Annotated in this window: 21 protein-coding genes and 1 pseudogene; 17 read left to right on the plus strand and 5 right to left on the minus strand. The window is 52.1% G+C overall.

From position 1 onward, the window contains the following. Nucleotides 1-297, minus strand: a pseudogene (locus tag ACQY8X_RS13525) (hypothetical protein); the annotation flags it as partial. A 260-nt stretch (nt 298-557) separates the two neighbouring features. Here ACQY8X_RS13525 and ACQY8X_RS13530 point away from each other — a divergent pair. The 17 genes from ACQY8X_RS13530 (at nt 558) to ACQY8X_RS13610 (ending at nt 17,453) form a co-directional block, all read left to right on the plus strand. Next, a complete protein-coding gene (locus ACQY8X_RS13530) occupies nt 558-2,099 on the plus strand; it encodes an acetolactate synthase large subunit (protein ID WP_428035667.1) in 1,542 nt (513 codons plus the stop codon). Nucleotides 2,100-2,109: 10 nt separating this feature from the next. After that, nucleotides 2,110-3,600: an aldehyde dehydrogenase family protein gene (locus ACQY8X_RS13535; protein WP_428035668.1), complete on the plus strand. Its 1,491-nt coding sequence runs from the start codon at nt 2,110-2,112 to the stop codon at nt 3,598-3,600. 20 nt (nt 3,601-3,620) lie between these two features. Beyond that, entirely contained in the window at nt 3,621-4,415 is a 795-nt protein-coding gene (locus tag ACQY8X_RS13540; RefSeq protein ID WP_091359245.1) for an SDR family NAD(P)-dependent oxidoreductase, read from the plus strand. Nucleotides 4,416-4,426: 11 nt separating this feature from the next. Continuing rightward, nucleotides 4,427-5,461 carry a VPS10 domain-containing protein gene (locus tag ACQY8X_RS13545; RefSeq protein WP_428035669.1) on the plus strand — a complete coding sequence of 345 codons (1,035 nt, stop codon included), beginning with the start codon at nt 4,427-4,429 and terminating at the stop codon, nt 5,459-5,461. 12 nt (nt 5,462-5,473) lie between these two features. Beyond that, on the plus strand, nt 5,474-5,932 hold the full coding sequence (locus ACQY8X_RS13550) for a VOC family protein (protein ID WP_428035670.1): 459 nt from the start codon (nt 5,474-5,476) through the stop codon (nt 5,930-5,932). A gap of 45 nt (nt 5,933-5,977) precedes the next feature. Next, complete coding sequence (locus ACQY8X_RS13555; protein ID WP_428035671.1) at nt 5,978-6,580, plus strand: amino acid synthesis family protein; 603 nt, start codon at nt 5,978-5,980, stop codon at nt 6,578-6,580. A 50-nt stretch (nt 6,581-6,630) separates the two neighbouring features. After that, nucleotides 6,631-7,467: an alpha/beta fold hydrolase gene (locus ACQY8X_RS13560; protein WP_428035672.1), complete on the plus strand. Its 837-nt coding sequence runs from the start codon at nt 6,631-6,633 to the stop codon at nt 7,465-7,467. Nucleotides 7,468-7,489: 22 nt separating this feature from the next. Then, on the plus strand, nt 7,490-9,097 hold the full coding sequence (locus ACQY8X_RS13565; RefSeq protein WP_428035673.1) for a bifunctional 3-(3-hydroxy-phenyl)propionate/3-hydroxycinnamic acid hydroxylase: 1,608 nt from the start codon (nt 7,490-7,492) through the stop codon (nt 9,095-9,097). Nucleotides 9,098-9,199: 102 nt separating this feature from the next. After that, nucleotides 9,200-10,657, plus strand: a complete 1,458-nt coding sequence (locus tag ACQY8X_RS13570; protein ID WP_428035674.1) for an NAD-dependent succinate-semialdehyde dehydrogenase — start codon at nt 9,200-9,202, stop codon at nt 10,655-10,657. After that, nucleotides 10,657-11,421, plus strand: a complete 765-nt coding sequence (locus ACQY8X_RS13575) for a 2-keto-4-pentenoate hydratase (RefSeq protein ID WP_428035675.1) — start codon at nt 10,657-10,659, stop codon at nt 11,419-11,421. The genes ACQY8X_RS13570 and ACQY8X_RS13575 overlap by 1 nt, the downstream gene beginning before the upstream one ends. A gap of 28 nt (nt 11,422-11,449) precedes the next feature. Beyond that, nucleotides 11,450-11,845, plus strand: a complete 396-nt coding sequence (pcaC, locus tag ACQY8X_RS13580; RefSeq protein WP_428035676.1) for a 4-carboxymuconolactone decarboxylase — start codon at nt 11,450-11,452, stop codon at nt 11,843-11,845. Between the two features lie 56 nt (nt 11,846-11,901). Beyond that, a complete protein-coding gene (locus ACQY8X_RS13585) occupies nt 11,902-12,840 on the plus strand; it encodes an AEC family transporter (protein ID WP_428035677.1) in 939 nt (312 codons plus the stop codon). 195 nt (nt 12,841-13,035) lie between these two features. Beyond that, on the plus strand, nt 13,036-13,527 hold the full coding sequence (locus ACQY8X_RS13590; protein WP_428035678.1) for a universal stress protein: 492 nt from the start codon (nt 13,036-13,038) through the stop codon (nt 13,525-13,527). Between the two features lie 43 nt (nt 13,528-13,570). Then, nucleotides 13,571-14,518: a tripartite tricarboxylate transporter substrate binding protein gene (locus ACQY8X_RS13595; protein ID WP_428035679.1), complete on the plus strand. Its 948-nt coding sequence runs from the start codon at nt 13,571-13,573 to the stop codon at nt 14,516-14,518. Nucleotides 14,519-14,587: 69 nt separating this feature from the next. After that, nucleotides 14,588-15,178, plus strand: a complete 591-nt coding sequence (locus ACQY8X_RS13600; protein WP_428035680.1) for a hypothetical protein — start codon at nt 14,588-14,590, stop codon at nt 15,176-15,178. 14 nt (nt 15,179-15,192) lie between these two features. Next, nucleotides 15,193-16,683: a tripartite tricarboxylate transporter permease gene (locus ACQY8X_RS13605; protein WP_428035681.1), complete on the plus strand. Its 1,491-nt coding sequence runs from the start codon at nt 15,193-15,195 to the stop codon at nt 16,681-16,683. A 266-nt stretch (nt 16,684-16,949) separates the two neighbouring features. After that, nucleotides 16,950-17,453: an N-acetyltransferase family protein gene (locus ACQY8X_RS13610; RefSeq protein ID WP_428035682.1), complete on the plus strand. Its 504-nt coding sequence runs from the start codon at nt 16,950-16,952 to the stop codon at nt 17,451-17,453. Nucleotides 17,454-17,546: 93 nt separating this feature from the next. Here the strand turns inward: ACQY8X_RS13610 and ACQY8X_RS13615 are convergent, their stop codons facing one another. The 4 genes from ACQY8X_RS13615 to ACQY8X_RS13630 all read right to left on the minus strand — a co-directional run bounded on the left by ACQY8X_RS13615 (nt 17,547) and on the right by ACQY8X_RS13630 (nt 21,006). Next, nucleotides 17,547-18,035: a universal stress protein gene (locus ACQY8X_RS13615; RefSeq protein ID WP_428035683.1), complete on the minus strand. Its 489-nt coding sequence runs from the start codon at nt 18,033-18,035 to the stop codon at nt 17,547-17,549. A 73-nt stretch (nt 18,036-18,108) separates the two neighbouring features. Beyond that, nucleotides 18,109-19,425: a TRAP transporter large permease gene (locus tag ACQY8X_RS13620; protein WP_428035684.1), complete on the minus strand. Its 1,317-nt coding sequence runs from the start codon at nt 19,423-19,425 to the stop codon at nt 18,109-18,111. 6 nt (nt 19,426-19,431) lie between these two features. Further along, a complete protein-coding gene (locus ACQY8X_RS13625; protein WP_428035685.1) occupies nt 19,432-19,968 on the minus strand; it encodes a TRAP transporter small permease in 537 nt (178 codons plus the stop codon). A gap of 15 nt (nt 19,969-19,983) precedes the next feature. After that, nucleotides 19,984-21,006 (minus strand): TRAP transporter substrate-binding protein, encoded by a 1,023-nt coding sequence (locus tag ACQY8X_RS13630; RefSeq protein ID WP_428035686.1) that lies wholly within the window; start codon nt 21,004-21,006, stop codon nt 19,984-19,986. Nucleotides 21,007-21,412: the final 406 nt, after the last annotated feature.

The raw sequence follows: 21,412 nt of genomic DNA on the forward strand, positions 1-21,412 counted from the left end.
ACCCCAGGTACCGGATGTCACGGCATTAACTGAACCGAACAGCGTTGCGCCATTATTAAGGTCATGGGAACCACTGAAACCATACTTAATATAGCCTTCCTGCCAGGTAGGATTTGACTCTGAATTGCCGTATGTCTCATCACTGCTGAAGGTGCCAATAGTTGCTTCAACATCCAGGTTCAGCTCAGAACCGTTTTCGCTATAAATGGGGTAAGCATGGCTGGTGACCGATGCGCTGGCAAGGGCAATGCTTGCGGCAAGCAGGGAGACTTTCTTGGCGTTGCTGGTAAGGTTCATCAGACCTTTACTCCTTCCTGTGATTTTTCTGTTTTTATTACATTATTTGTAACGCTGCATATAAAAATACGTTAATCCTGCAATTAATCAAGCAAAATTCTCACATTACGATAATAACGTGTATTATGTGTGGTCATATCAACATATATTAGATGTATTTTTGGGTAATTTAAGAAAAGTGTTGAGTTTGTGGTAAATTTTATGTAATTTAATTAATTCAAGTCTCACATTGTGAGATAAGTAATGTTTGGAGCTAATCTATGAATGGTGCGGAACTGCTAATAAAGGCCGCTGTTGAGGCTGATATTGAATATTGCTTTGCAAACCCGGGCACGACGGAGATGCCGCTGGTTGCCGCAATGGAGAGTGAGCCTCGTTTCCGGCCAGTGCTTACTATGTTTGAAGGCGTCTGTACGGGTGCTGCTGACGGTTATGGTCGTGTAGCGGGTCGTCCGGCGATGACGCTGACCCATCTTGGGCCAGGTTTCGCTAACGGTATTGCCAATCTGCATAATGCCCGCCGGGCGAATACCCCGATTGTCAACGTTATCGGCGATCATGCCTCATGGCATGTGAATTATGATCCACCGCTGGCAAGCGATATTCACTCTCTGGCCAATCCTGTATCGAAGTGGGTTCGCACCTCTAAAACGGCTGAAAGTGTGGCTGCGGATTTTGTTGATGCCGTGAATGCTGCCTGGCAGCCATCCGGTGCCATTTCTACGCTGGTGCTGCCGATGGATCTGCAGGCAAAGCCGATTGAGCACCCGCTGGCCGCCGGTCATGTGAAAGCCCCCGTGCGACGTTTTTTCAGCGATGGCGTTGATGCGGTTGCGCAGAAGATTAAAGCCGGTAAGCGGTTGGTGTTCATCGTCGGTGATAACGGTGTCACCGAAGCGGGCCTCAGAGCTGCTGGCCGCCTGGCGCAGCTGCCTAATGTAAAGATGTTTGCTGAAACCTTCCCGCGTATCAGTCATCGCGGTGGCGGTTTGCCCGATCTTGATCGTCTGCCGTACTTCCCCGAAGTGGCGATTAAAGAGCTGGATCAGTATGACGAAGTCGTGTGCGCGGGTGTGCCTGAGCCGATCTCTTACTTTGGTTATGAAGGTTTGCCATCCCGTCTGGCGGAACAGGACCGGCTGGTGGTGCTGGCTGAGGTGGGTCATGACGTGGTCGGTGCGATGGAAGCGCTGGCGGATGCGGTTTCCGCCCCCGCTTTTGTTGAACTTCAGGGGGAACTGGTCATGCCGGATGCGGATGCAGAACTGACACCGCAGTCTATCGGCCAGGTGGTTTCAGCCGGTCTGCCCCATGACTGTATCGTCTCTGTTGAGGGTGGCACCTGTGGTTATCCCTTTTTTACAGCGTCAGCCCATGCGGTTAAACACCGGGTGATTACCAATACCGGGGGCGCTATTGGTCAGGGTATTCCTGCGGGCTTTGGTGCTGCCCTGGCCGAGCCGGGTAACACGGTTATCTGTCTGCAGTCCGATGGCAGTGCTCAATACACTATCCAGACGTTGTGGAGTATCGCCCGGGAAAATCTGCCGATTGTTATTCTGATTGCCGCTAACCATCGCTACGGCATTCTGCAAAATGAATTGCGGCGTTACGGTGTCACTGAGTTTGGCCCGCAATCGCTGTCACTGACTGAACTGGATAAGCCCAAAGTGGACTGGCAGTCACTGGCGAAAGCCTATGGTGTTGATTCGACGGCGGTGAAAACCAATGCGGAACTGGCTCGGGCCCTGAAAACCGGAACGGATTCGAAGGCGCCATTCCTCATTGAGATGTGCCTGTAAGGAGAGAGTTGTGGCTATTGTAACGATTAATTCTGAAGTTGAACGCTTCCTCGCACAACCGAAAAAGCTCTATATCGGCGGCGAGTGGGTGGCGGCCAGTTCCGGGGCAACCTTTGAGATTGAAAACCCGGCGAATAAACAGGTGTTTGCTCACTGTGCTACCGCGGTGGAAGCGGATATTGATGCCGCGGTGCAGGCTGCGCGCGATGCCTTTAACGGCGAATGGTCAACGGTTCAGCCTGCCCAGCGTTCGCTTCTGATGAACCGGCTGGCGGCGTTGATGGAAGCAGACAGCGACAATCTGGCGCAGATTCTGACGCTGGATAATGGTAAGACGCTGCTGCATGCAAAGGGTGAGATCGCTGCCGCGCTGGGTATTCTGCGTTATTTTGCGGGCTGGCCCTCAAAGATAGAGGGCAGCACCTTGCCGGTCTCTCCCCGCAGCGGTGCGCCGATGTTTGCCTATACGCGCAAAGAGGCGGTCGGTGTCTGTGCCCTGATTGTTCCCTGGAACTTCCCCCTGTCGATGTGTTTGTGGAAGTTAGCACCAGCCCTGGCAACCGGTTGCACTTCGGTGCTGAAACCTTCGGAAACAACGCCACTGGCGGCGTTGCGACTGGCAGAACTGTTTGATCAGGCGGGCTTCCCTAAAGGGGTGTTTAACGTTGTTACCGGCTTCGGTGACCGGGCAGGTGCACCGCTGGCGGCGCACAATGATGTCGATAAGATCGCTTTCACCGGTTCAACTCAGGTGGGCAAACTGATTGGTCAGGCCGCTCTGGGGAATATGAAAAAAGTCTCCCTCGAACTGGGGGGTAAGTCACCCAACATCATCATGCCGGATGCGGATATTGTCCGAGCAGCACAGGGGGCGGCTGACGGTATCTTTTACAACCAGGGGCAGGTGTGTACCGCCGCTTCGCGTCTCTATGTCCATGACAGCGTACTGGATCAGACCCTCGAACAGCTGGCTAAACACGGTTCTGGCTATGTGGTGGGTAATGGTCTGGATAGCGACACCACCATCGGCCCACTGGTGTCTGCGGCTCAGCATGGCATTGTCAGCAATTACATTGCAAAAGCGGTGCAGGAGGGGGCCGAACTGATCTGTGGTGGTCAGGCGCCTGCCGGAATGGACCATGGGCATTATATGCAGCCCACGGTGTTTCTGGATAAAGCGGAGCAGACCTGTATCGCCCGGGAAGAGATTTTTGGACCGGTAGTCACCGTGATGAGCTGGTCGGATACCGATGAACTGATCCATCGGGCCAATAACAGTGATTTTGGTCTGGCCGCCGGTGTCTGGACCAATAATCTGCAGAATGCTCATCGTATTGCGGCCCAGCTGAAAGCCGGGTCGGTTTATGTGAATTGTTGGAATGTGGTCGACCCAGCTGCGCCGTTCGGCGGTTATAAGCAGTCTGGCTGGGGCCGGGAGATGGGTAAAAATGTTATCGATGCTTACACCGAAACAAAGAGTGTTTTCGTGGACCTGTCGTAATAAGAGTTGAGGAATTTAAGATGGATTTAGAACTAAAAGATCGCGTTGCTATTGTCACCGGTGGCGGTATGGGTATCGGTAAAGATGTGGCCCGTTTCCTGGCAGAAGAGGGCTGTGATGTGGTGATCTGTGCCCGGACGATGTCGGTGCTGGAAGCGACTGCCGCGGAAATTTCAGAAGCAACCGGCCGTCGTGTATTGCCGCTGTTCTGCGATACCAACAGCGATGATGCCGTTAACGCCATGGTGGAGAAAACCATCGAGGCATTTGGCCGGGTTGATATTCTGGTGAATGGCGCGGCGGCACCGTCCGGTGTGGTGCGCAACTCCATTGAATTCGCTGGTGCCGATGAGCTGCTGGGGGATATGAACACCAAAGTCATCGGTTATTTCCGCTGTGCTAAAGCGGTCACTCCACACATGAAGAAGGCAGGCTTTGGCCGCATCATCAATATTGGGGGCCTGACCGGGCGCAGCAGCAAGGTGATGTCGGGTATGCGTAACCTGGCCATCGTACATATGACCAAGAACCTGTCTGACCAGTTGGGGCCTTTCGGGATTACCTGCAACATCATTCATCCGGGTGTTGTGGATACCCCTCACATCCATGAACTGTATGAGCGTGAAGGCGTCCTGCAGGGTAAAACCCCTGCCGAGATTGAACAGGGCTATATCGATGTCACGCCGATCAAGCGGACATTGCAGCCGGTAGAAATGGGCTGGCTGATCGCCTTCCTGGCATCGCCGAAAGCCGGTGCAGTGACCGGTGAGTCCATCGGTATCGATGGTGGTTTAACCCGCGGTATCTTTATCTAGGAGGCATGAACATGAGTGGAACATTATTAGTTGCAACGGCGGGTCAGGGCGTTATTAAAAGTGGTGATAACGGCCAGACCTGGCACCGTCTGAGTCTGGGTCAGGATATCGAATTTGATGCGATAACCCGTTCGCTGGACATGCATCCCGATGAGCCGGAAAAGATCTATATCGGCACCGATACCGGTCTGTGTATCAGCGATGATGCCGGAGCCAACTGGAAACACGTTGATACCCCGTTCAATGGTGAGACGGTATGGAAGGTAGCGGTTGATCCGGCCAACCCTCAGCGGGTCTTTGTCGGTACCGGCGCGCCTTCCCGTGCAGTGTTGTGGCGCACCGCCGATGGCTGCAAAACCTGGGATCGTGCACCGGTTGAGATTCCTGAGTTCTGTGCCGGGGTTAACAAGCCGCGCTTGCTGGCGTTCTCTTATGACCCGACCGACGTCAACAAACTGTGGTTTGGTCTGGAAGAGGGCGGCCTGTTCAAGAGCGTCGATGGTGGTGACAGCTGGGAACGGATCGATGACCGTCTGCTGTGGGACTTCAACTCCGATATCCACAATATCAATGTCCTGCCTAATCATGGCAATAAAGTGGTTGTGGTTGTTTGTGTTAACGCCATTTACACCAGCCATGATGACGGGATGACCTGGAAGGGGGTTAATCCGAAGTCCGCTTTTGGTCTCTATTACGCCCGGGCGACTGCGGTACCTCATGGTTCTGAAGATACTATCTATGTCAGTATCTCTGATGGCACGCCGGGAACCACCAGCCAGCTTGTTGTCTCCCGCAATGCGGGCGAGAGCTGGGAAAAGCTGCCACTGCCGGTGCAGCCTAACTCCTGTATCTGGGGTATCCATGTAAACCCTGCCAACCCGGAACAGATTGTCATGGGGTGCAAGTATGGGCACCTGTTTACCAGTGATAAGGGTGGTTTGTCCTGGAAGAAAGAGTGGCGCGAATTCAGTGAGATCGCTGATGTTCTCTGGACCCCTGCTCAGGCTGAAATTGCGGTTGCTCACCAATCTGTTATCAACCCGTAAAGCGAGGTAGGTATGAAAGTTAAAGTAAACAGAACCCATATTGCCCTGTTTGTAACTGATCCTGAAACGTCTGCTGCATGGTATGAAGATGTCCTGCAGATGGAACGTATGGCCTGCAATGGTAACGACTGGATCATGATGGGTTTTGGTGAAAAACATCATGATATCGCTCTGATCAAAGCGCCTGCAGGTTCTGCCCAGGGCACCCTGGGTCTGCAGCACTACGGCCTGGAGATCGACGGGGATGAAACCACCCTGCGTACTCTGTACGGCATGTTGCTGACAAAAAAAGTGAATGTTGTGAAAACCACCGATCATGAGATTGGCCGGGGGGTTTACTTTACCGATCCTGATGGTAACCGGCTGGAGTTCTTTCTGGAAACAGAACATGACGATGAGCTGGCCAAGCAACGGTTTAAAGCGACCAATGCGCCCAGCCGCGAGATCGTGCTCGAGCCAATATTTGAATAATTGTTAGTCACTAATGTTTAGTTGTTAATTGTGAAGGTAATCGTGATGAAAGACGCTAATTTTGGGCCATACCATATCCGTAAGTGGTTCTGTTTCTACGAAGAAACCCTGGCAAATGAAACCGGTATTCTGGCTGATGGTGAGCCGGTTAAGAAATATGTTATTGCTGCTGCCATCCAGAATCCGTTTGCGGGCAAGTTCAGCGAAGACCTGTCTGCATTGATTGACCACTCTCCGGAGCTGGGACGTGAATTCGGGCGTCGTATCAATGAACTGGCCGGTGACAACGAGATTGTCAGCTACGGCAAAGCGATTCTGGTCGGCGCTGATGGTGAGTATGAACACGGTAATGCATTTCTGACTAACCCTGCTGCAGACCCGGTGCGTGAAGCGTTGGGTGGCGGTAAGTCATGGGTGCCTTCAACGGGCAAGATCGGCGGCCCGGGTGCTACCCTTGATGTGCCGCTGGCGCATAAGGATGCCCTCTATGTGCGTTCACACTATGACTCTATCTCGGTCTCATTTAATGATGCGCCCCGTAACGACGAGGTGTTGATTGTGTGGGCATTTGCAACCCGCGGTCGCCTGCATGCACGCTTAGGTGGTCTGAAAGCGGAAGACGCTAAATGCGAAAACGGTCTGGTGTAAGGCCGTTCTACAAACAGAGTTTTTAGTTATAGCGTAAACAGAGGTGTCCGATGACCCCAAGCAGTCATTTCTTTAACAGTGGCGATCTGAAACTGCACTACCTTCAGTGGGGTGATCCGCAGGGTATTCCGGTGGTGATGCTGCACGGTTTAAGAGGGTTTGCAGAAACCTGGCAGGAGCTTGTCACTGCACTGGGTGATCAGTATCGCTGTTTTGCGCTGGATCAGCGGGGCCGGGGGGAGAGTGACTGGGGGCCTGTCAGTGACTATCACACCGATACCTATGTGGAAGACCTGAACGCTTTCATCAGTCACCTGGGGCTGGATCGGTTTATTCTGATCGGCCATTCGTTGGGCGGCACCAATGCCCTCGAATATACCCGGCAATACCCCGACAAGGTGCAACTGCTGGTGATTGAAGATATCGGCCCGGGGTCTTCCAACCGGGGAGACGGTGCTGAGCGTATCCGTCGGGAGATGCGCAATACTCCGCTCTCTTTTGCCTCATGGTCAGAGGCTGAAAGCTTCTGGCGTAGCAGCCGGCCCAATCTGACAGAGGAGGCGCTTGCTGCCCGGCTTAAGTTTTCCCTGCGGGAACAGGATGGAAGCGTAACCTGGAAGCATGATCAACAGGGGATAGCCGAGGCCCGGTTGACGATTGAACCGATCGATCTCTGGCCCGCGGTTAACGCGATACGAATTCCCTCTCTGCTGGTGAAGGGAGGCAATTCAGATTTTCTGCCAGCTGCGACGGTAAAAGAGGTTATTGAAAAGAACCCGTGCTTTAGCGCTGTGACCGTCGATAACGCCAGCCATTACGTTCATGACGATCAGCCTGAGAAGTTTAATGAGGCCGTGGTGCGTTTTGTACAGAGTGCTTCGGTTTAAAAATTAGAGAGAGACTATTCTGATGGAAACACAAAAAACACAGGTTGTTATTGTTGGTGGTGGGCCGAACGGCATCACGCTGGCGAACTACATGGGCATGTACGGTATTCAGACCGTTGTGCTTGAAGCGTCGGAAGAGATTCTGCCATACCCCCGTGCCGTTGGCATGGATGATGAGGCGATGCGGGTCTTGCAGGGAGCTGGGCTGGCCGACGAAGCGATTAAAGATATGATCCGCAACGTGCCACTGCGTTACTACAACGCCCGCGGTGTGTGCTTTGCCGAGGTGAAGCCGAAGACTGCGCAATATGGCTGGCCGATGCGTAACATCTTTATGCAGCAGCTGACCGAAGCCACGATGCGTGAGGGGCTGCAGCGCTTTGATAATGTTGATCTGCGCCTGGGTCATACTATGCAGGCTATCTCTCAGACCGATGACCGGGTGACCCTTGAGGTCACGGATAATACCGGCAAGGCCTACACCCTGGAAGCGGACTTTGTGGTGGCATCAGACGGTGCCCGCTCTGAGGTGCGCAAGCAGCTGGAGATCGGTTATACCGGCATCACTCACGAAGCGAAATGGATTGTGGTGGATGCGGCAAACGATAAGCTCAATGCGCCCTATACGGCGTTGCATGCGGACCCTTCGCGCCCGTTTGTCTGTATCTATCTGCCCTATCAGTACCGGCGCTGGGAGTTCATGCTGTTCCCCCATGAGAATGAGGAGGAGATGTGTCAGGAGGAGGTGATCCGCAAACTGATCCGGGGTCATATCGGTGATGACGTGGATGATCTGGATATCGTGCGGATTCGTGCGTATACCCATAACTCCCGGGTGGCGGACACCTTTACCAAAGGGCGGGTAATGCTCTGTGGTGATGCTGCCCACATTACACCACCCTGGGCGGGTCAGGGGCTGAACTCCGGTCTGCGTGATGTGGTGAACATCGCCTGGAAGGTGGCCGCTGCCGCGAAGGGACGCATCCCTGTCAGTGTGCTTAACACCTACGATCAGGAACGTCGGGGCCATGCCACCGATCTGATCGCCCTGGCTGACAATATGGGCGCGGTGCTGGGGATGACGAACCCGATTCTGGCCGGTATCCGTGACTGGATCTTTAAGGCGTCAGACTCGGTGGATAACCTGCGCGAGCATCTGGTTGAGTTTAAGTTTAAGCCGAAGGCTCATATCACCAAAGGTATTGTTCATCACGAAGCGGATGAGATCTATCCCGACAGTCTGGTGGGCCAGCTGTTTATTCAGCCCGACGTTGAAATTGCCGATGGCAGCCGGGAGAAATTCGATGAGGTGCAGGGACCCTGGTTCTCGGTCATCGGCTTCCGCACTAACCCGCTGGCATACGTTTCCGAAGAGAATAAAGCGTTCTGGGCAGGTCTGGACACCCGCTATATTCAGGTGAATCGCTCCAAAAGTGGTTTTAGCTATCACGAGCGCTTGCAGGCCGAGGGTGTGGTTAGTGTCGAAGATGTTGACCATACGCTGGAGGACTGGTTTACCGCCGCGCGGGATAAGATTGTTATCGTCAGACCGGACCGGTTTGTTGCTGCAATCTGCTCGCCTTCCCGGTTGAATGAAGCTCTGGACGCCCTGCGTAAACAGTTGAGCTAATTTTTCGGGGCCGCAGTAAGGGATCTCCGCTGCGGCTTTTCTGACTGTCTTTTCTGAGAGATGTTTCTCACTGACATGATCCATTAAGAAAGAGTTTATCGCATGCTGTCACTTTCAAATCCTGAGCTACTTAAGAACGCGTGTTTCATCAATGGCGAATGGGTCGGCGCTGATTCAGGCGACACCATCGATGTCATTAATCCCGCTGATGATTCTGTCATCATTGATGTGCCGGTGATGGGGCAGAAGGAGACGGAAGCCGCTATCGGTTTTGCTGCGACAGCCTGGAAGCCCTGGAAGAAAACAACGGCAAAGCAGCGCGCGCAAATTTTACGTCGGTGGTTTGATCTGATTATGGCTAATCAGGACGACCTGGGTAAGATTCTCTCGGCGGAACAGGGTAAACCCGTCCCCGAAGCAAAAGGTGAGATCGCCTATGCTGCCTCGTTTATCGAATGGTTTTCTGAAGAGGCCAAGCGGACTTACGGGGATGTGATTCCTGAAGTTGTTCCCGGCACCCGTCTGACCGTGAGAAAAGAGCCGATCGGTGTCTGTGCTGCGGTTACGCCGTGGAACTTTCCGGCGGCGATGATTACCCGTAAAGCGGGGCCAGCTCTGGCTGCCGGTTGCCCGATCATTATCAAACCGGCTTCGCAGACGCCTCTGACCGCGTTTGCGCTGGCGTATCTGGCCCATGAAGCAGGCGTGCCCGCAGGTGTATTGCAGGTGATTAATGGCCGCTCTTCTGAGATCGGTACGGCGCTGTGTGAAAGCCCCACCGTGCGCAAACTGTCGTTTACCGGGTCAACCGATATTGGCAAGCTGCTGATGCAACAGTGCGCTGCGAACGTGAAAAAAATCTCTCTGGAGCTGGGCGGCAATGCGCCGTTCATCGTCTTTGATGATGCCGATCTGGATAAAGCGGTTGAGGGGGCGCTGATCGCCAAGTTCCGTAACAACGGTCAGACCTGTGTCTGTGCCAACCGCATTCTGGTACAGAGCGGTGTGTATGATGCGTTTTCTGCCAAGCTGGCCGCAGCGGTCGATAAGCTGGTGGTGGCTGATGGTGCTGCTGCGGGGGCCGAGCTTGGTCCGCTGATCGATCGTAAAGCCTACCGCTCGATTAAAGCGATGATCGATGATGCCACGGCTAAAGGCGCGGTACAGATTACCTCACGAAACGTTGAGTTTGACGAGCAGCAGCGCTTTATGAACCCGGTCGTCCTGGGGGATGCACAGCGCTCAATGGACTTTTATGCCGATGAGATCTTTGGCCCGGTGGCGGCGCTGTTTAAGTTTGACAGCATCGATGAAGCGATTGAGATGGCCAACGATACGGAATATGGTCTGGCGTCTTATATGTATACCCAGAGCATCTCCACCTATATCCATGTCAGCGAAGCGCTGGAGTATGGCATGGTAGGGGTGAACACGGGCCTGATCTCCAATGAAGTTGCGCCGTTTGGGGGGATCAAATCGTCCGGTATCGGCCGTGAAGGTTCGAAGTACGGCATTGAAGATTATCTGGAAATTAAATATGTCTGTCTGGGTGGTCTGTGATGAACGCTGTCTATCAACAAGCGGCTGCAGCGATCCAACATGGCCGCGCTGAGTGCCAAACGCTCAGCGATGTGACGGTGTTTGATGGTTTTACCATTGATGATGGTTATGGCGTTCAGCGGCAACTGATTAAGCAGAACGCGGCGGCAGGTAATCAGGTGTCTGGCTGGAAAGTTGCTATGGCGAATCAGCCTGCACTGGATAGGTTTGGGCTTGATGAGCCGGTGTATGGTGTACTGTTCAGTGACATGTTGATAGAGGGTGACCGTCTCAGCCCTGACGCTGTGATCGCACCTAAACTGGAAGCGGAACTGGCGTTTGTGCTCGGTCATGATCTTGAGGGCGATCACTACACCGATCAGCAGATTATCGAGGCAATCGCTTATATTGCGCCGGCGTTTGAAGTGGCCGATTCCCGGCTGGGCTGGAAGTTTGGTATCGGTGGTTTTGTGGCGGACAATGCGGTTGCCTCTTTTTATCAGTTAGGCGAGCCGCAACTTTTTATACCTGGGCAGACCGCCACTGAGGTCGAGTGCCGTCTGACCACGGCAACTGAAACGCTGTACGGTTCGCCAGCCAGCGTGCTGGGTGGGCCATTGAACTCCTTCATTAAGATGGTGCGCAGCCTGCTGGTACTGCATGGCCGTGTTGCAGCGGGCCAGCACTTTATCAGTGGTTCGCTGACGAAACCGATCGATATGATTCCGGGAACAACCTACCGTTTAACCATGCTGGACACCGAACTGGTTCTGTCCTATCAATAGCTGCACTGTATTTACACCGAGGTGAGTGATGAGCGAAAAATTTGATGCAGGTTTAAAACTGCGAAAAGAGGTTCTGGGTGACGCCTATGTGGATCGTTCGATCAATAACGCGAACGAGTTTAATAAACCGCTACAGCAGTTAGTGACTGAGTACTGCTGGGGGGATGTCTGGCAACGGGAGGGGCTGGAAAAGAAAGAGCGCAGCATGATCAACCTGGCGATGATCTCTGCGCTTAACCGTCCCCATGAGCTGGCGTTGCATGTCCGGGGGGCTTTGAATAACGGCCTGACACCGGTGCAGATTCGTGAAGTGCTGATGCAGGTGGCGATCTATTGTGGTGTTCCGGCTGCTATCGACAGTTTCCGTGTCGCGATGCAGATCATGGAAGAGGAAGGCATCGATCTGAACAACCTGGAAGGCTGACCAGTCAGCGTCAGCCCGGCATTAATGGCGTCGGACAAACTATTTGGAGAGTGCGTTTGGAACTCGTCATTAATATCGTGTTACCGGTATTTGCGGTTATCTTTAGCGGCTGGTTTGCCTGCAGATCCGGCGGCATACCCGTGAGCGCTGTGCAGGCGCTCAACCATTTTATTATCAATTATGCCGTACCCCCGATGTTGTTTCTGGCGATGACTAAGGTCTCGCTGGACGCTTTGGTCAACCCCTCCTTTATTGCCGCCTATTTTATCGCCACCATGGTGACCATGGCGCTGGGAGTGTTTGGCTACCGGGGCCTGAAGAGCCGGGATAGTCTTGATGCCACCGTTATCTCACTGATCTGTGGCTGGGGGAACACCATCTATATGGGGGTACCGCTGGCTTTCTATCTGTTTGGTGAGAAGGGCACTGTGCCGGTTGTGATTGCGACGTTATCGACCAACATGGTGTTTATTATCGGTCTGGCGTTTGTTGGCAACAAGAGTACCGGCGGTACTTATTGGCAGAATGCCTGGAAGACGTTCTCCCGGATGTTTCTCAAAAATCCGGTATTGATAGCCCCGATTGCCGGTGGACTGTTCTCCTATTTTTCTATTCCGCTGCCTGTGCCGGTCAACAATCTGTTTTCGATGCTGGCGCCATCCGCCGCGCCTGTTGCTCTGTTTGCGATGGGTGCATCGTTGGTGGGTATTAAAATTCAGGGAGAGACCGGACGGCTGGTTTGGGTGACGCTGGTTAAAGTTGTTTTCAACCCACTGATTGCCTTGCTGGTCGTTTATCTGATGGGGCTGGAGCCGTTCTGGGCTGCCTCTGTCGTGCTGATGTCCTCTCTGCCGACCGGCTCAATGGTGTTTATTTTGGCTCAGCAATATGAACGCAGGGTTGAGCTGGCCTCCAGTGCCATTATGTCTACCACTATTCTGTCTCTGTTCTCATTAGCGGTTATTTTACCGCTGCTGCAAATCTGGGTTGAATGACTGCGCGAGCTGTTTTAGTGCGTTATTTTTCAGCCACAAACTCCCTATGCCCTTTCGCTGTGCACTAACAGCAAATCCAGACCGCAAACGTTACAGAATTTCATCAAATTTGAGAAAAATGTATTTATTTTGTGTTGATGTTTTAAAATTTAGTATGTATTCTCAAATTATGAGAAATTTGATGGTTTTGAATATATGAAAATAAATACAATCATATACGCTTCTGACTTAGGCCTCGGCAGTCGGCCTGCCTTCCGGGCGGCGATTGAACAGGCCAAAGCTCATCGTGCTCAAATCATTTATCTGCATGTGGTGGAGCCGCTTGATGGCGCTACTGAAGAGATCATCAATGATTATCTCCCCGAATCGGTAAGTCGTTCCCGGCTGGCCAAAATCTTTGCTGAACGGATGCAGCGCATTGAACAGCGTCTGATTGATTTCCATGACGAAGAGCTGTCTGAAGAGGATGCGAAGCTGATTGATGAACCGACTGTTCAGGTTCTTCAGGGGGTGCCGGATAAGTGCATTGTCAAAGCTGCGAAGATGTTTAATGCCGATCTGATCGTGATGGGGGATAGGGAAAGTTCCTCCTTGTCACGAATGTTTCTTGGCTCTACGGCCCAGAAAGTGATCCATCACAGTGTTTGTCCTGTTCTCATTGTCCCGCTGAAAGGGACAAGTGAATAACTTTTCAAATTAATAAGTAAAAGTAAAAAAGTAGAGGTAATTCATGAAAAAAATCACAACGATGGTTGCAGGAATTGTTTTAGCAAGTTCAGTGCTTGCAGCACCGCTGGTGGCCGCATCAGACTATCCGTCCCGCCCGGTTAAATTTGTCGTGCCCTGGCCTCCGGGCGATCTTGAAGATGTCCTCACCCGTATTATTGCGGAAGAGATGACCAAAGAGACCGGCAAGCCCGCAACCGTGATTAACAAACCCGGTGGTGGCGCCGTTGTGGGGACTTCAGAAGTGGCCCTGGCCCGGCCTGATGGCCTGACCATCGGTTCATTTGTCAATGACCTGCTAACCTTTAAGATCCTGGCAGGCGGTGTGCCCTGGGGTCATGAGACTTTCGAGCCCGTTGGTATCTTTCTGGATTATCCGTTCGTACTGGCCACCCGTGGCGATGCGCCCTACAACTCGATGAAAGAGCTGGCTGCATACTCACAGAGCAATGATGTCTCTCTGGGGCATTTTGGTTATCAGGCGGGCCCTACAGCGATGACGTTTAAAGCCGCTGAGGTGCTGGGTGTTAACTTTTCCTCTGATGCCCCTTTCGATGCCACCGATTGTTCTGTTCTGGCAAACGGTGATGCGGATGTTATCAATACCACGACTCAGCTGATTCTGGCGTGCCTGAAGTCGGGCGACGCCAAAGTGCTGACTTCGTTTACCTCTGAGCGGATCAGTGTGGCGCCCGATGCGCCAACGCTGAACGAGATTGCGGGCATCCCGATGACCACCTGGAATGGACTGTTTGTGCCTGCCGGTACACCTCAGGAGATCAAAGACAAGATCGCTGCAATCGCGAAGAAAGCGCTTGAGTCTGATCGTGTGAAAGAGATCGCCAACACCACCGGTGCCTCAATCTACTGGCAGCCAGCGGCTGAAGCCAGTAAGCGTATTGCTGAAGAGGTCGAGCAAAGCAAAGATCTTCTCAAATATATGAACAAATAGGTTTTCAGTTAGTTAAGCCTCTCTGAAGTCTGGTTGAGCGGATGAAAGAGAGGCGTTTTGAGAATTGATATGAAAAATAATGATAACAATTTAGCCTCGGATAACGAAGATCAGCTCTGTGAGAAACAGATGATACTGAGTGGAGAGGACAACATACCTTTCTATGTTCTTGTCATTTTAACCAGCATTATCTTACTCTGTTTTATACCTTCCCAGGCCAGCATCATTGATACCAGCAAGGGGTGGTTTCTGCAGCCGATGATCGGGCCGCTTGTCGGTCTGAGCGTTATGACGTTGTTTTCATCGGTGATGCTTATCGGAAAACTTAAGGCTCTCTTTTCAGTCGATCTGAAATCCTGGTTAGAGTATCTGTATGACGCGGTTTCCTATAACCGGGTTGCGGTTATCACCAGTGTTCTCTTTTATGTCTACATCCATCTGTTAAACGTCACCGGTTTTTTTCTCACGACATTAGTGTTTGTTTCGCTGTTGCTGGCGTTATCGAGATTGCTTAACCGGAACTGGTTTGTGGCGACCTTCTTAGTCACTGCCGCCATTGTTTTTATCTTCAGATATGTGATCGGTCTGTGGATGGATGATGTCTGGTTGTATCAATTCCTGCCAGCTGACTGGTCAGATTTTGCAAATTCTTATCTTTAATTCTGGAAACGGCAATGGATAGTATACTGCTGGGTTTAAATGAGGTTGCCAACTTAAATGTGTTATTGGCGATCTTCATAGGTGCACTGATCGGCGTGACCATCGGTTCTATTCCGGGTCTTGAGCCTGCCGGAGTGATGGCGATATTGTTGCCCCTGAGTTTCTCAATGGCGCCACTGGCGGGCGTTATGTTGCTGGTGGGGGTTTACGGCGGCGCCTGGTACGGTGGCGCGATTCCCGCGATTCTGATGAACACCCCCGGCACCCCGGTGGCGGTGTTAACTACCTATGATGGTTATCCGATGGCGCAACGGGGAGAAGGCAAACGCGCACTCTCTATCGCTTACACCTCCTCATTTGTGGGGGGAATGATCAGTGTTACCTCTCTGGTGTTGCTGGCGCCGGTGCTGGCTAAAGTGGCACAAAAGTTTGGTTCCGCAGAGTTTGCCATGCTGGCGCTGCTGGGGATGGTGTTTGTGGTGCTGGCCCATCGTAAACATGTGCCAGCTGCGGTGATTATGCTGGGCTTCGGGCTGTTTCTTGGTTCGGTAGGCCTCGATCGTTCATTTAACTCTCAGGTATTTACCTTCGGACAGACCTGGTTGCTGGGCGGGATTCCGCTGGTGCCGGTTGTGATCGGGCTGTTTGCCATGTCTCAGGCGTTTGTACTGTTGTCGAAAAAGGGCAATGATGCCCATGTCACCCGGCTTGAGGGGGAGGGGTACTTCAGTGGTGTCGCAGAGCTGCTGCGCAATAAGATGACGGTGGCCCGCTCCGCATTTCTGGGGGTGATCATGGGGCTGTTGCCCGGTGTTGGCGAGTTTGGATCGCAGTTTTTTTCCTACACACTGGCACAGAAGTTTTCTAAAGACCCGGACTCCTTTGGTAAAGGTAATCCTGCGGGTCTGATCGCATCGGAAACGTCCAATAATGCGGTGACCGCATCGGTTATGGTTCCACTGTTGGCGTTTGGTATACCTGCTGATGCGCTGATGGCCATGTTGCTGGCGGTGTTTATGGTACATAACTATGTGCCGGGACCGACCCTGTTTGCAGAGCGGCCTGAGTTTATTTCCGGCCTCTATATTTCACTGTTTCTGATGAATATTTTCTGCTTTGTCTATCTGACGTTTGCCACCAAATGGATGGTGAATCTCACCCGTATCAGAGGGCGTTTTATCGGTGCCTTTATTCTGGTTCTGGGCTTTATTGGTAGCTACAGTCAGAACTACCAGGTGAGCGATGCGCTGATTGCGCTGTTTTTTGCCGGAGTGGGCTATGTGCTGAGAAAGAATGATATCCCCGCTATTCCTATTATCCTGGGGATGGTTCTGGGGCCGGTTTTCCTGACCCGCTTTAAACAGTCAATGGGGATATCCGAAGGTGACCTGACTATCTTCGTCACACGACCCATCAGCCTGGTACTGCTCAGTATTACGATCATCTCCATCGTGGTGTATATCAGCAGTAAAGTAAAAGAGCGGCGTAAAGCGTCAGCGGCATAAGACTGGCGATTACGGGTAAAGCGGAACCCTGACCCGCGCTTAATTTAACCAGCTTCCTCTTCTTTAACCGGGTGATTTAACCCCATTCTTTTTTCTTTTGCTTGTCAGCTTTAGCCGGTTGTTTAACCGGCTATTTTTTGTCCTGTGATTATTGGTCTTTAGTGCCGGTGAGCGGATGGAGCTGCATGATACAGTGTGTGCTATAAATCTTATCTGACTAACAACGGTGGCCAAACGGATGGCCCATTAGGGATGGCGTATTACCGATGGAAAAGATTGATGTTCAAAGCGAAGCTGCGTCCACAAGAGAACTGTCCACAAGAGCTCTGCAGATCAGGGCCTTGCAAGCAGATGATTTTCAGCGCTGGAAAGGGCTGTTTGCAGGCTACTGCGACTTTTATCAGCTCCCGGCTGATGAGCAAAAGATTAACACCATGTGGGGCTGGCTGAACGACCCGCTGAATATGCTGGAAGGTGTTGTTGCCTGTGACGAAACGGGGCAGATAGTGGGATTAGCGCATTTCCATGGTTGGCCTCAGAGTCTTCTGGGGACTGAAGTCTGCTATCTGAGTGACCTCTATGTTGATCCGGAGTCCCGGGTCGGGGGCGTGGGGAAAACCTTGTACCGATATATGCTGGCGCTGTGTAAACAGCGAGGCTGGTCCGCACTAACGCTGCTGACCCATAAGGAAAACCGTGTCGCCAGAGGGCTTTACGATCAGTTTGGAGAGGCCAGTGGTTTTCGCTTTTACGAAACGCCGGTGGACTAAGTGGCTTGACGGATATTCTGAATCTGAACAGCACAGCCCCTTACTGCGGAAGGGGCTTAATAGAAGGGGGTTGGGGCTTAACAGCAGGGCCGCTTAATGGTCAGCGGGAATAGGTACAATCAGCACTGGAATCGTGGTTAGCTGCATCACATTCTGTGCGGTGGAACCGACAAAGAAACGTTCCAGGGTTGAGTGAGTCCGACTGCGGCTGCCGACAATAATCAGGTCGGCACCGATCTCATCGGCAACCTCAATAATGGTTTCCGCCGCATGGCCTTCCTCAATGCGGGCTTCAGGCTTGTGTTGTGGGGTAACGTCCGTTGAATGACACAGCTTATCGATGCGTTGCTCGATGAGTGCTCTGATTCTTTGCAAGCCTTCCTGACGCATCGTTTGAAATGAGTTTTTATCACTCAGATTACCAAAAATGGTTTCCGCTGAGTGAGAAGGGGGCTCAACAACATTCAGGAAGGTTATTTTTGCGTTGTGCTTATTGGCTTCTAATGCCGCAAACTCAAACGCATATTTAGAGCTGTCGCCCAGATCTGAAGCATATAAAATATTTCGAATGTTAATACTCATCTGCGTTGCCTTTATACCGATATGAGAACAGCCCTGTTTGCACTAACAGGGCGATGCTGTAAATATGCCTGAGTTATCCGACCATGCCGGGCAGAAACAGTGATACGCCGGGTATCAGCGCAATCAGAATCAGACGAAAGATGTCGGCTATCCAGAAGGGTGTAACCCCTTTGAAAATGGTGCTCAGCTTCAGGTCCGGAAGCACCGTTCTCAGGACAAATACATTCAATCCTACCGGCGGGGTGATCAGGCTGATTTCGGTCACCACAACCACCAGAATACCAAACCAGATCAGATCCATTCCCATCGCCGAAATCAGCGGGTAAAACACCGGCACCGTCAGCAGTATCATCGACATACTTTCCAGCACGCAGCCGAGTAAAAGATAGATGCCGATGATTGCCAGAATCACCAGTACCGGGCTGAGATCCATCGCCAGTACACCATCCTTTAACGCATCGGGCAGGCCCGCTAAGTTGACGAAGTTGGAAAACAGTACCGCGCCGATAACCAGGAAGAACAGCATAGCCGTGGTGCGCACGGAACTGACCAGAGTGTCGACTAAACTTTTAAACGTCAGCTTGCGTCGTAGCAGGGCGATAAAGAACGCTCCCGACGCACCGATACCGGCGGCTTCAGTCGGGGTGAAAACACCGCTGTAAATACCCCCCATCACGATGAAAAACAGCAAGCATATGCCCCAGACATCTTTCAGCGCGATCAGTCGTTCAGTCCAGCTGGAGCGCTCGGCTGCCGGGCCCAGTTCGGGCTTGAGGTGAACCGTCACCGACACCGCCGCCATATAGAAAATAATACCGATTAATCCGGGCAGTAAGCCGGCAATAAACAGTTTACCGATATCGGTTTCTGTCATGATGCCGTAGATCACCAGGATGGTGCTGGGGGGGATCAGTATCCCCAGGGTTCCGCCGGCGGCGATTGAGCCACTGGCTAAACTGTCGGCGTAGTTATACTTACGCATCTCGGGCATCGCGACTTTTGACATAGTGGCGGCCGTCGCCATTGAACTGCCGCAGACCGCTGAGAAGCCGCCGCAGGAAACCACGGTAGACAGCGCCAGACCACCCCTGAAATGTCCCAGAAAAGCATGGGATGCGCGATAAAGCTGGCTGGAAAGGCCCGCCTCGGTAATAAAGTTGCCCATCAGAATAAACAGCGGAACGACTGACAGACTGTAGGATAACCCGGTTTCAAATGAGACCTGCGATACCATGTTGAGCGCGGCGTCCATCCCTCTTGAGTTGTTAAACTCAAAGATCTGCACATAGGCAAAACCGAGCACGCCGGTGGTGCCCATGGCAACGCTGAGAGGAACCCTGAAAAAGATCAGGAACATTAAAACGGCAAGGCCAATTAAGCTGGTTTCCATTTTTAATTAATACTCCTGCTTTGTCTTGCTGTGGAAAAGTTTTTTACCGCGTCTGACAAACAGCATCATCACCAGTGCCGCTGTTGCCAGCGTGCAGCAGCTGGCCATCAACACAACCAGCCCGGTGAAGGGGATCTCGAGGATCGCGGTAGTGTCCTGATAGCTATAGGTGCGGATAGCCAGTTTCCAGAGCATCCAGGAAAGCACACCAAAGGCGATGGTATTCACCAGACAGATAATAATTGTCTGCAACGGCTTTAAAAAAGCGGGGACGGATGAGTCCAGAAGGTCGACGTCGACATGTTCGTTGGCTGCTGTGACCATCGGCAAGCCTAAAAATATCAACGTTGCTAACAGAAACTCTGTTATTTCAAAACCTCCGGGGAGTGGGAAAGAGAACAGGTCTCGTCCCACCACATCCACCAGAGTGATCAGCATCATCAGGAACATTGCTACCGCAGCGATATACGCCAGTACGCGCTCGTATAAAAACTCCAGCGCGGTTAGCAATCGTTTGCTGATGTTTGTCAGTACCAGTCGCATAATGATTACCTAACCTTATTCAGGCGTGTAACTGTTGGCAATTGCACGTAGTTCTGCCAGTGCCGCAGCGCCATCAACACCCCTGGCGCTGGCTTCAGCGACCCATTCATTTTCAATGTGTGCCGTTTTCGCTTTCAGGTCGGCGACGAATGCATCATCCGCATAGGTGATGGTGTTGCCATTGGCTTTAGCGGCATCCAGACCTTCCTGAGCAATACGGTCCCAGACTTTTCCGCAGCGTTTAGCAAAGGCTTCGCCGGAGATACTTTCAATGGCTGCCTGGTCTTCAGGGCTGATCTCATTCCAGCGATCCTTATTCATCACCAGAAAGAAACTAATATTGTAAAAACCACCCGGTACAACCGTAGTATTTTTTACCATATCCACGATATTGAAACCGACCAGAGCATCCGGCGGGTTCATGGTGCCGTCAGCGACACCGTGAGACAGCAGCTCGTAAGCTTTTGACGCTGGCTTCAGCAGGGGAACGGCACCAACAGATGTTGCCACCTGATTAACCACACCGCCACCAACCCGCAGCTTCAGGCCCTCGAAGTCAGATGTTTTTTCAATCGGGTGCTTACTGTTATGCACCGCACCGGGTCCATGGGTGAATAGTCCCAGCAGCTTGACATCTTTATGCTCATTCGCTTTCGCCAGGTATTTGTTATAGACCCTCCAGTAGGCGACTGACTGGGCCTCAGCGCTGTTACCGCTAAAGGGGAACTCGGCCACTTTGGTCAGCAGGAAGCGTCCTGGTGTATAGCCGTGAGCACTGTAGGTGATATCTGCCAGACCATCGCGGGCAATATCGTAATGAATTTTAGGGTGTCCCAGGGATTTAGCCAGAATATCGACTGTTACCCGTCCTTCGGTAACCTCTGCCACCTCTTTGGCCCAGGGGAAGATCATCTCAGCAGCCATGGGATGCTGGCTTGGCATCCAGGAGGAAAGTGTCAGCCGGGTTTCAGCAAACAGGCTCTGACTACAGGCGATGACGGATAGTCCTACGAGTATCTTTGAAAGTGTGCGTTTCATTTTTAACCTCTTGCTTCTAATTATCTGTTTCTGAATACGGTTTCACTGCTGTTGGGTGATTGCAGCTACCTCAAATACAGTGTTTTTATCATCCGCTTTACCTATTAAGTACCATAATGAGCATGTTCGCTCAACACATAATTATCAAATTATGATAATTATGCTTAATAATTTTATTAATGCACAATGATAGTGCTGATTAAATCTCATAATTTGCGCTTGTGCCCTATTGTGTGCCACGGGTTTTAAATCCGCTGTTCAGCGGGGGGAAGCGGCGTTATTTTGTGTTCGCAGGGCGCTGTTCTGAAGCGCGGGGCTGATACGTAAAAGCCGCTCTATTGAGCGGCTTTAGCTGGAAAAAGTATTGAGGTATAGCGGGGTGCTGAGCGTGCAGATGTGTCAGCTG

Origin of the sequence: Amphritea sp. (assembly GCF_050300915.1) — a bacterium.
Lineage (GTDB): Bacteria > Pseudomonadota > Gammaproteobacteria > Pseudomonadales > Balneatricaceae > Amphritea.

What these genes read in the sequence shown, in the direction of transcription:
- ACQY8X_RS13530 (WP_428035667.1), top strand. Translation starts at nt 558, where the DNA reads ATGAATGGTGCGGAACTGCTAATAAAGGCCGCTGTTGAGGCTGATATT.
- ACQY8X_RS13545 (WP_428035669.1), top strand. Translation starts at nt 4,427, where the DNA reads ATGAGTGGAACATTATTAGTTGCAACGGCGGGTCAGGGCGTTATTAAA.
- ACQY8X_RS13630 (WP_428035686.1), bottom strand. Translation starts at nt 21,006, where the DNA reads ATGAAACGCACACTTTCAAAGATACTCGTAGGACTATCCGTCATCGCC.
- ACQY8X_RS13620 (WP_428035684.1), bottom strand. Translation starts at nt 19,425, where the DNA reads ATGGAAACCAGCTTAATTGGCCTTGCCGTTTTAATGTTCCTGATCTTT.
- ACQY8X_RS13600 (WP_428035680.1), top strand. Translation starts at nt 14,588, where the DNA reads ATGAAAAATAATGATAACAATTTAGCCTCGGATAACGAAGATCAGCTC.
- ACQY8X_RS13555 (WP_428035671.1), top strand. Translation starts at nt 5,978, where the DNA reads ATGAAAGACGCTAATTTTGGGCCATACCATATCCGTAAGTGGTTCTGT.
- ACQY8X_RS13605 (WP_428035681.1), top strand. Translation starts at nt 15,193, where the DNA reads ATGGATAGTATACTGCTGGGTTTAAATGAGGTTGCCAACTTAAATGTG.
- ACQY8X_RS13625 (WP_428035685.1), bottom strand. Translation starts at nt 19,968, where the DNA reads ATGCGACTGGTACTGACAAACATCAGCAAACGATTGCTAACCGCGCTG.
- pcaC (WP_428035676.1), top strand. Translation starts at nt 11,450, where the DNA reads ATGAGCGAAAAATTTGATGCAGGTTTAAAACTGCGAAAAGAGGTTCTG.
- ACQY8X_RS13560 (WP_428035672.1), top strand. Translation starts at nt 6,631, where the DNA reads ATGACCCCAAGCAGTCATTTCTTTAACAGTGGCGATCTGAAACTGCAC.
- ACQY8X_RS13575 (WP_428035675.1), top strand. Translation starts at nt 10,657, where the DNA reads ATGAACGCTGTCTATCAACAAGCGGCTGCAGCGATCCAACATGGCCGC.
- ACQY8X_RS13570 (WP_428035674.1), top strand. Translation starts at nt 9,200, where the DNA reads ATGCTGTCACTTTCAAATCCTGAGCTACTTAAGAACGCGTGTTTCATC.
- ACQY8X_RS13610 (WP_428035682.1), top strand. Translation starts at nt 16,950, where the DNA reads ATGGAAAAGATTGATGTTCAAAGCGAAGCTGCGTCCACAAGAGAACTG.
- ACQY8X_RS13550 (WP_428035670.1), top strand. Translation starts at nt 5,474, where the DNA reads ATGAAAGTTAAAGTAAACAGAACCCATATTGCCCTGTTTGTAACTGAT.
- ACQY8X_RS13615 (WP_428035683.1), bottom strand. Translation starts at nt 18,035, where the DNA reads ATGAGTATTAACATTCGAAATATTTTATATGCTTCAGATCTGGGCGAC.
- ACQY8X_RS13540 (WP_091359245.1), top strand. Translation starts at nt 3,621, where the DNA reads ATGGATTTAGAACTAAAAGATCGCGTTGCTATTGTCACCGGTGGCGGT.
- ACQY8X_RS13565 (WP_428035673.1), top strand. Translation starts at nt 7,490, where the DNA reads ATGGAAACACAAAAAACACAGGTTGTTATTGTTGGTGGTGGGCCGAAC.
- ACQY8X_RS13590 (WP_428035678.1), top strand. Translation starts at nt 13,036, where the DNA reads ATGAAAATAAATACAATCATATACGCTTCTGACTTAGGCCTCGGCAGT.
- ACQY8X_RS13595 (WP_428035679.1), top strand. Translation starts at nt 13,571, where the DNA reads ATGAAAAAAATCACAACGATGGTTGCAGGAATTGTTTTAGCAAGTTCA.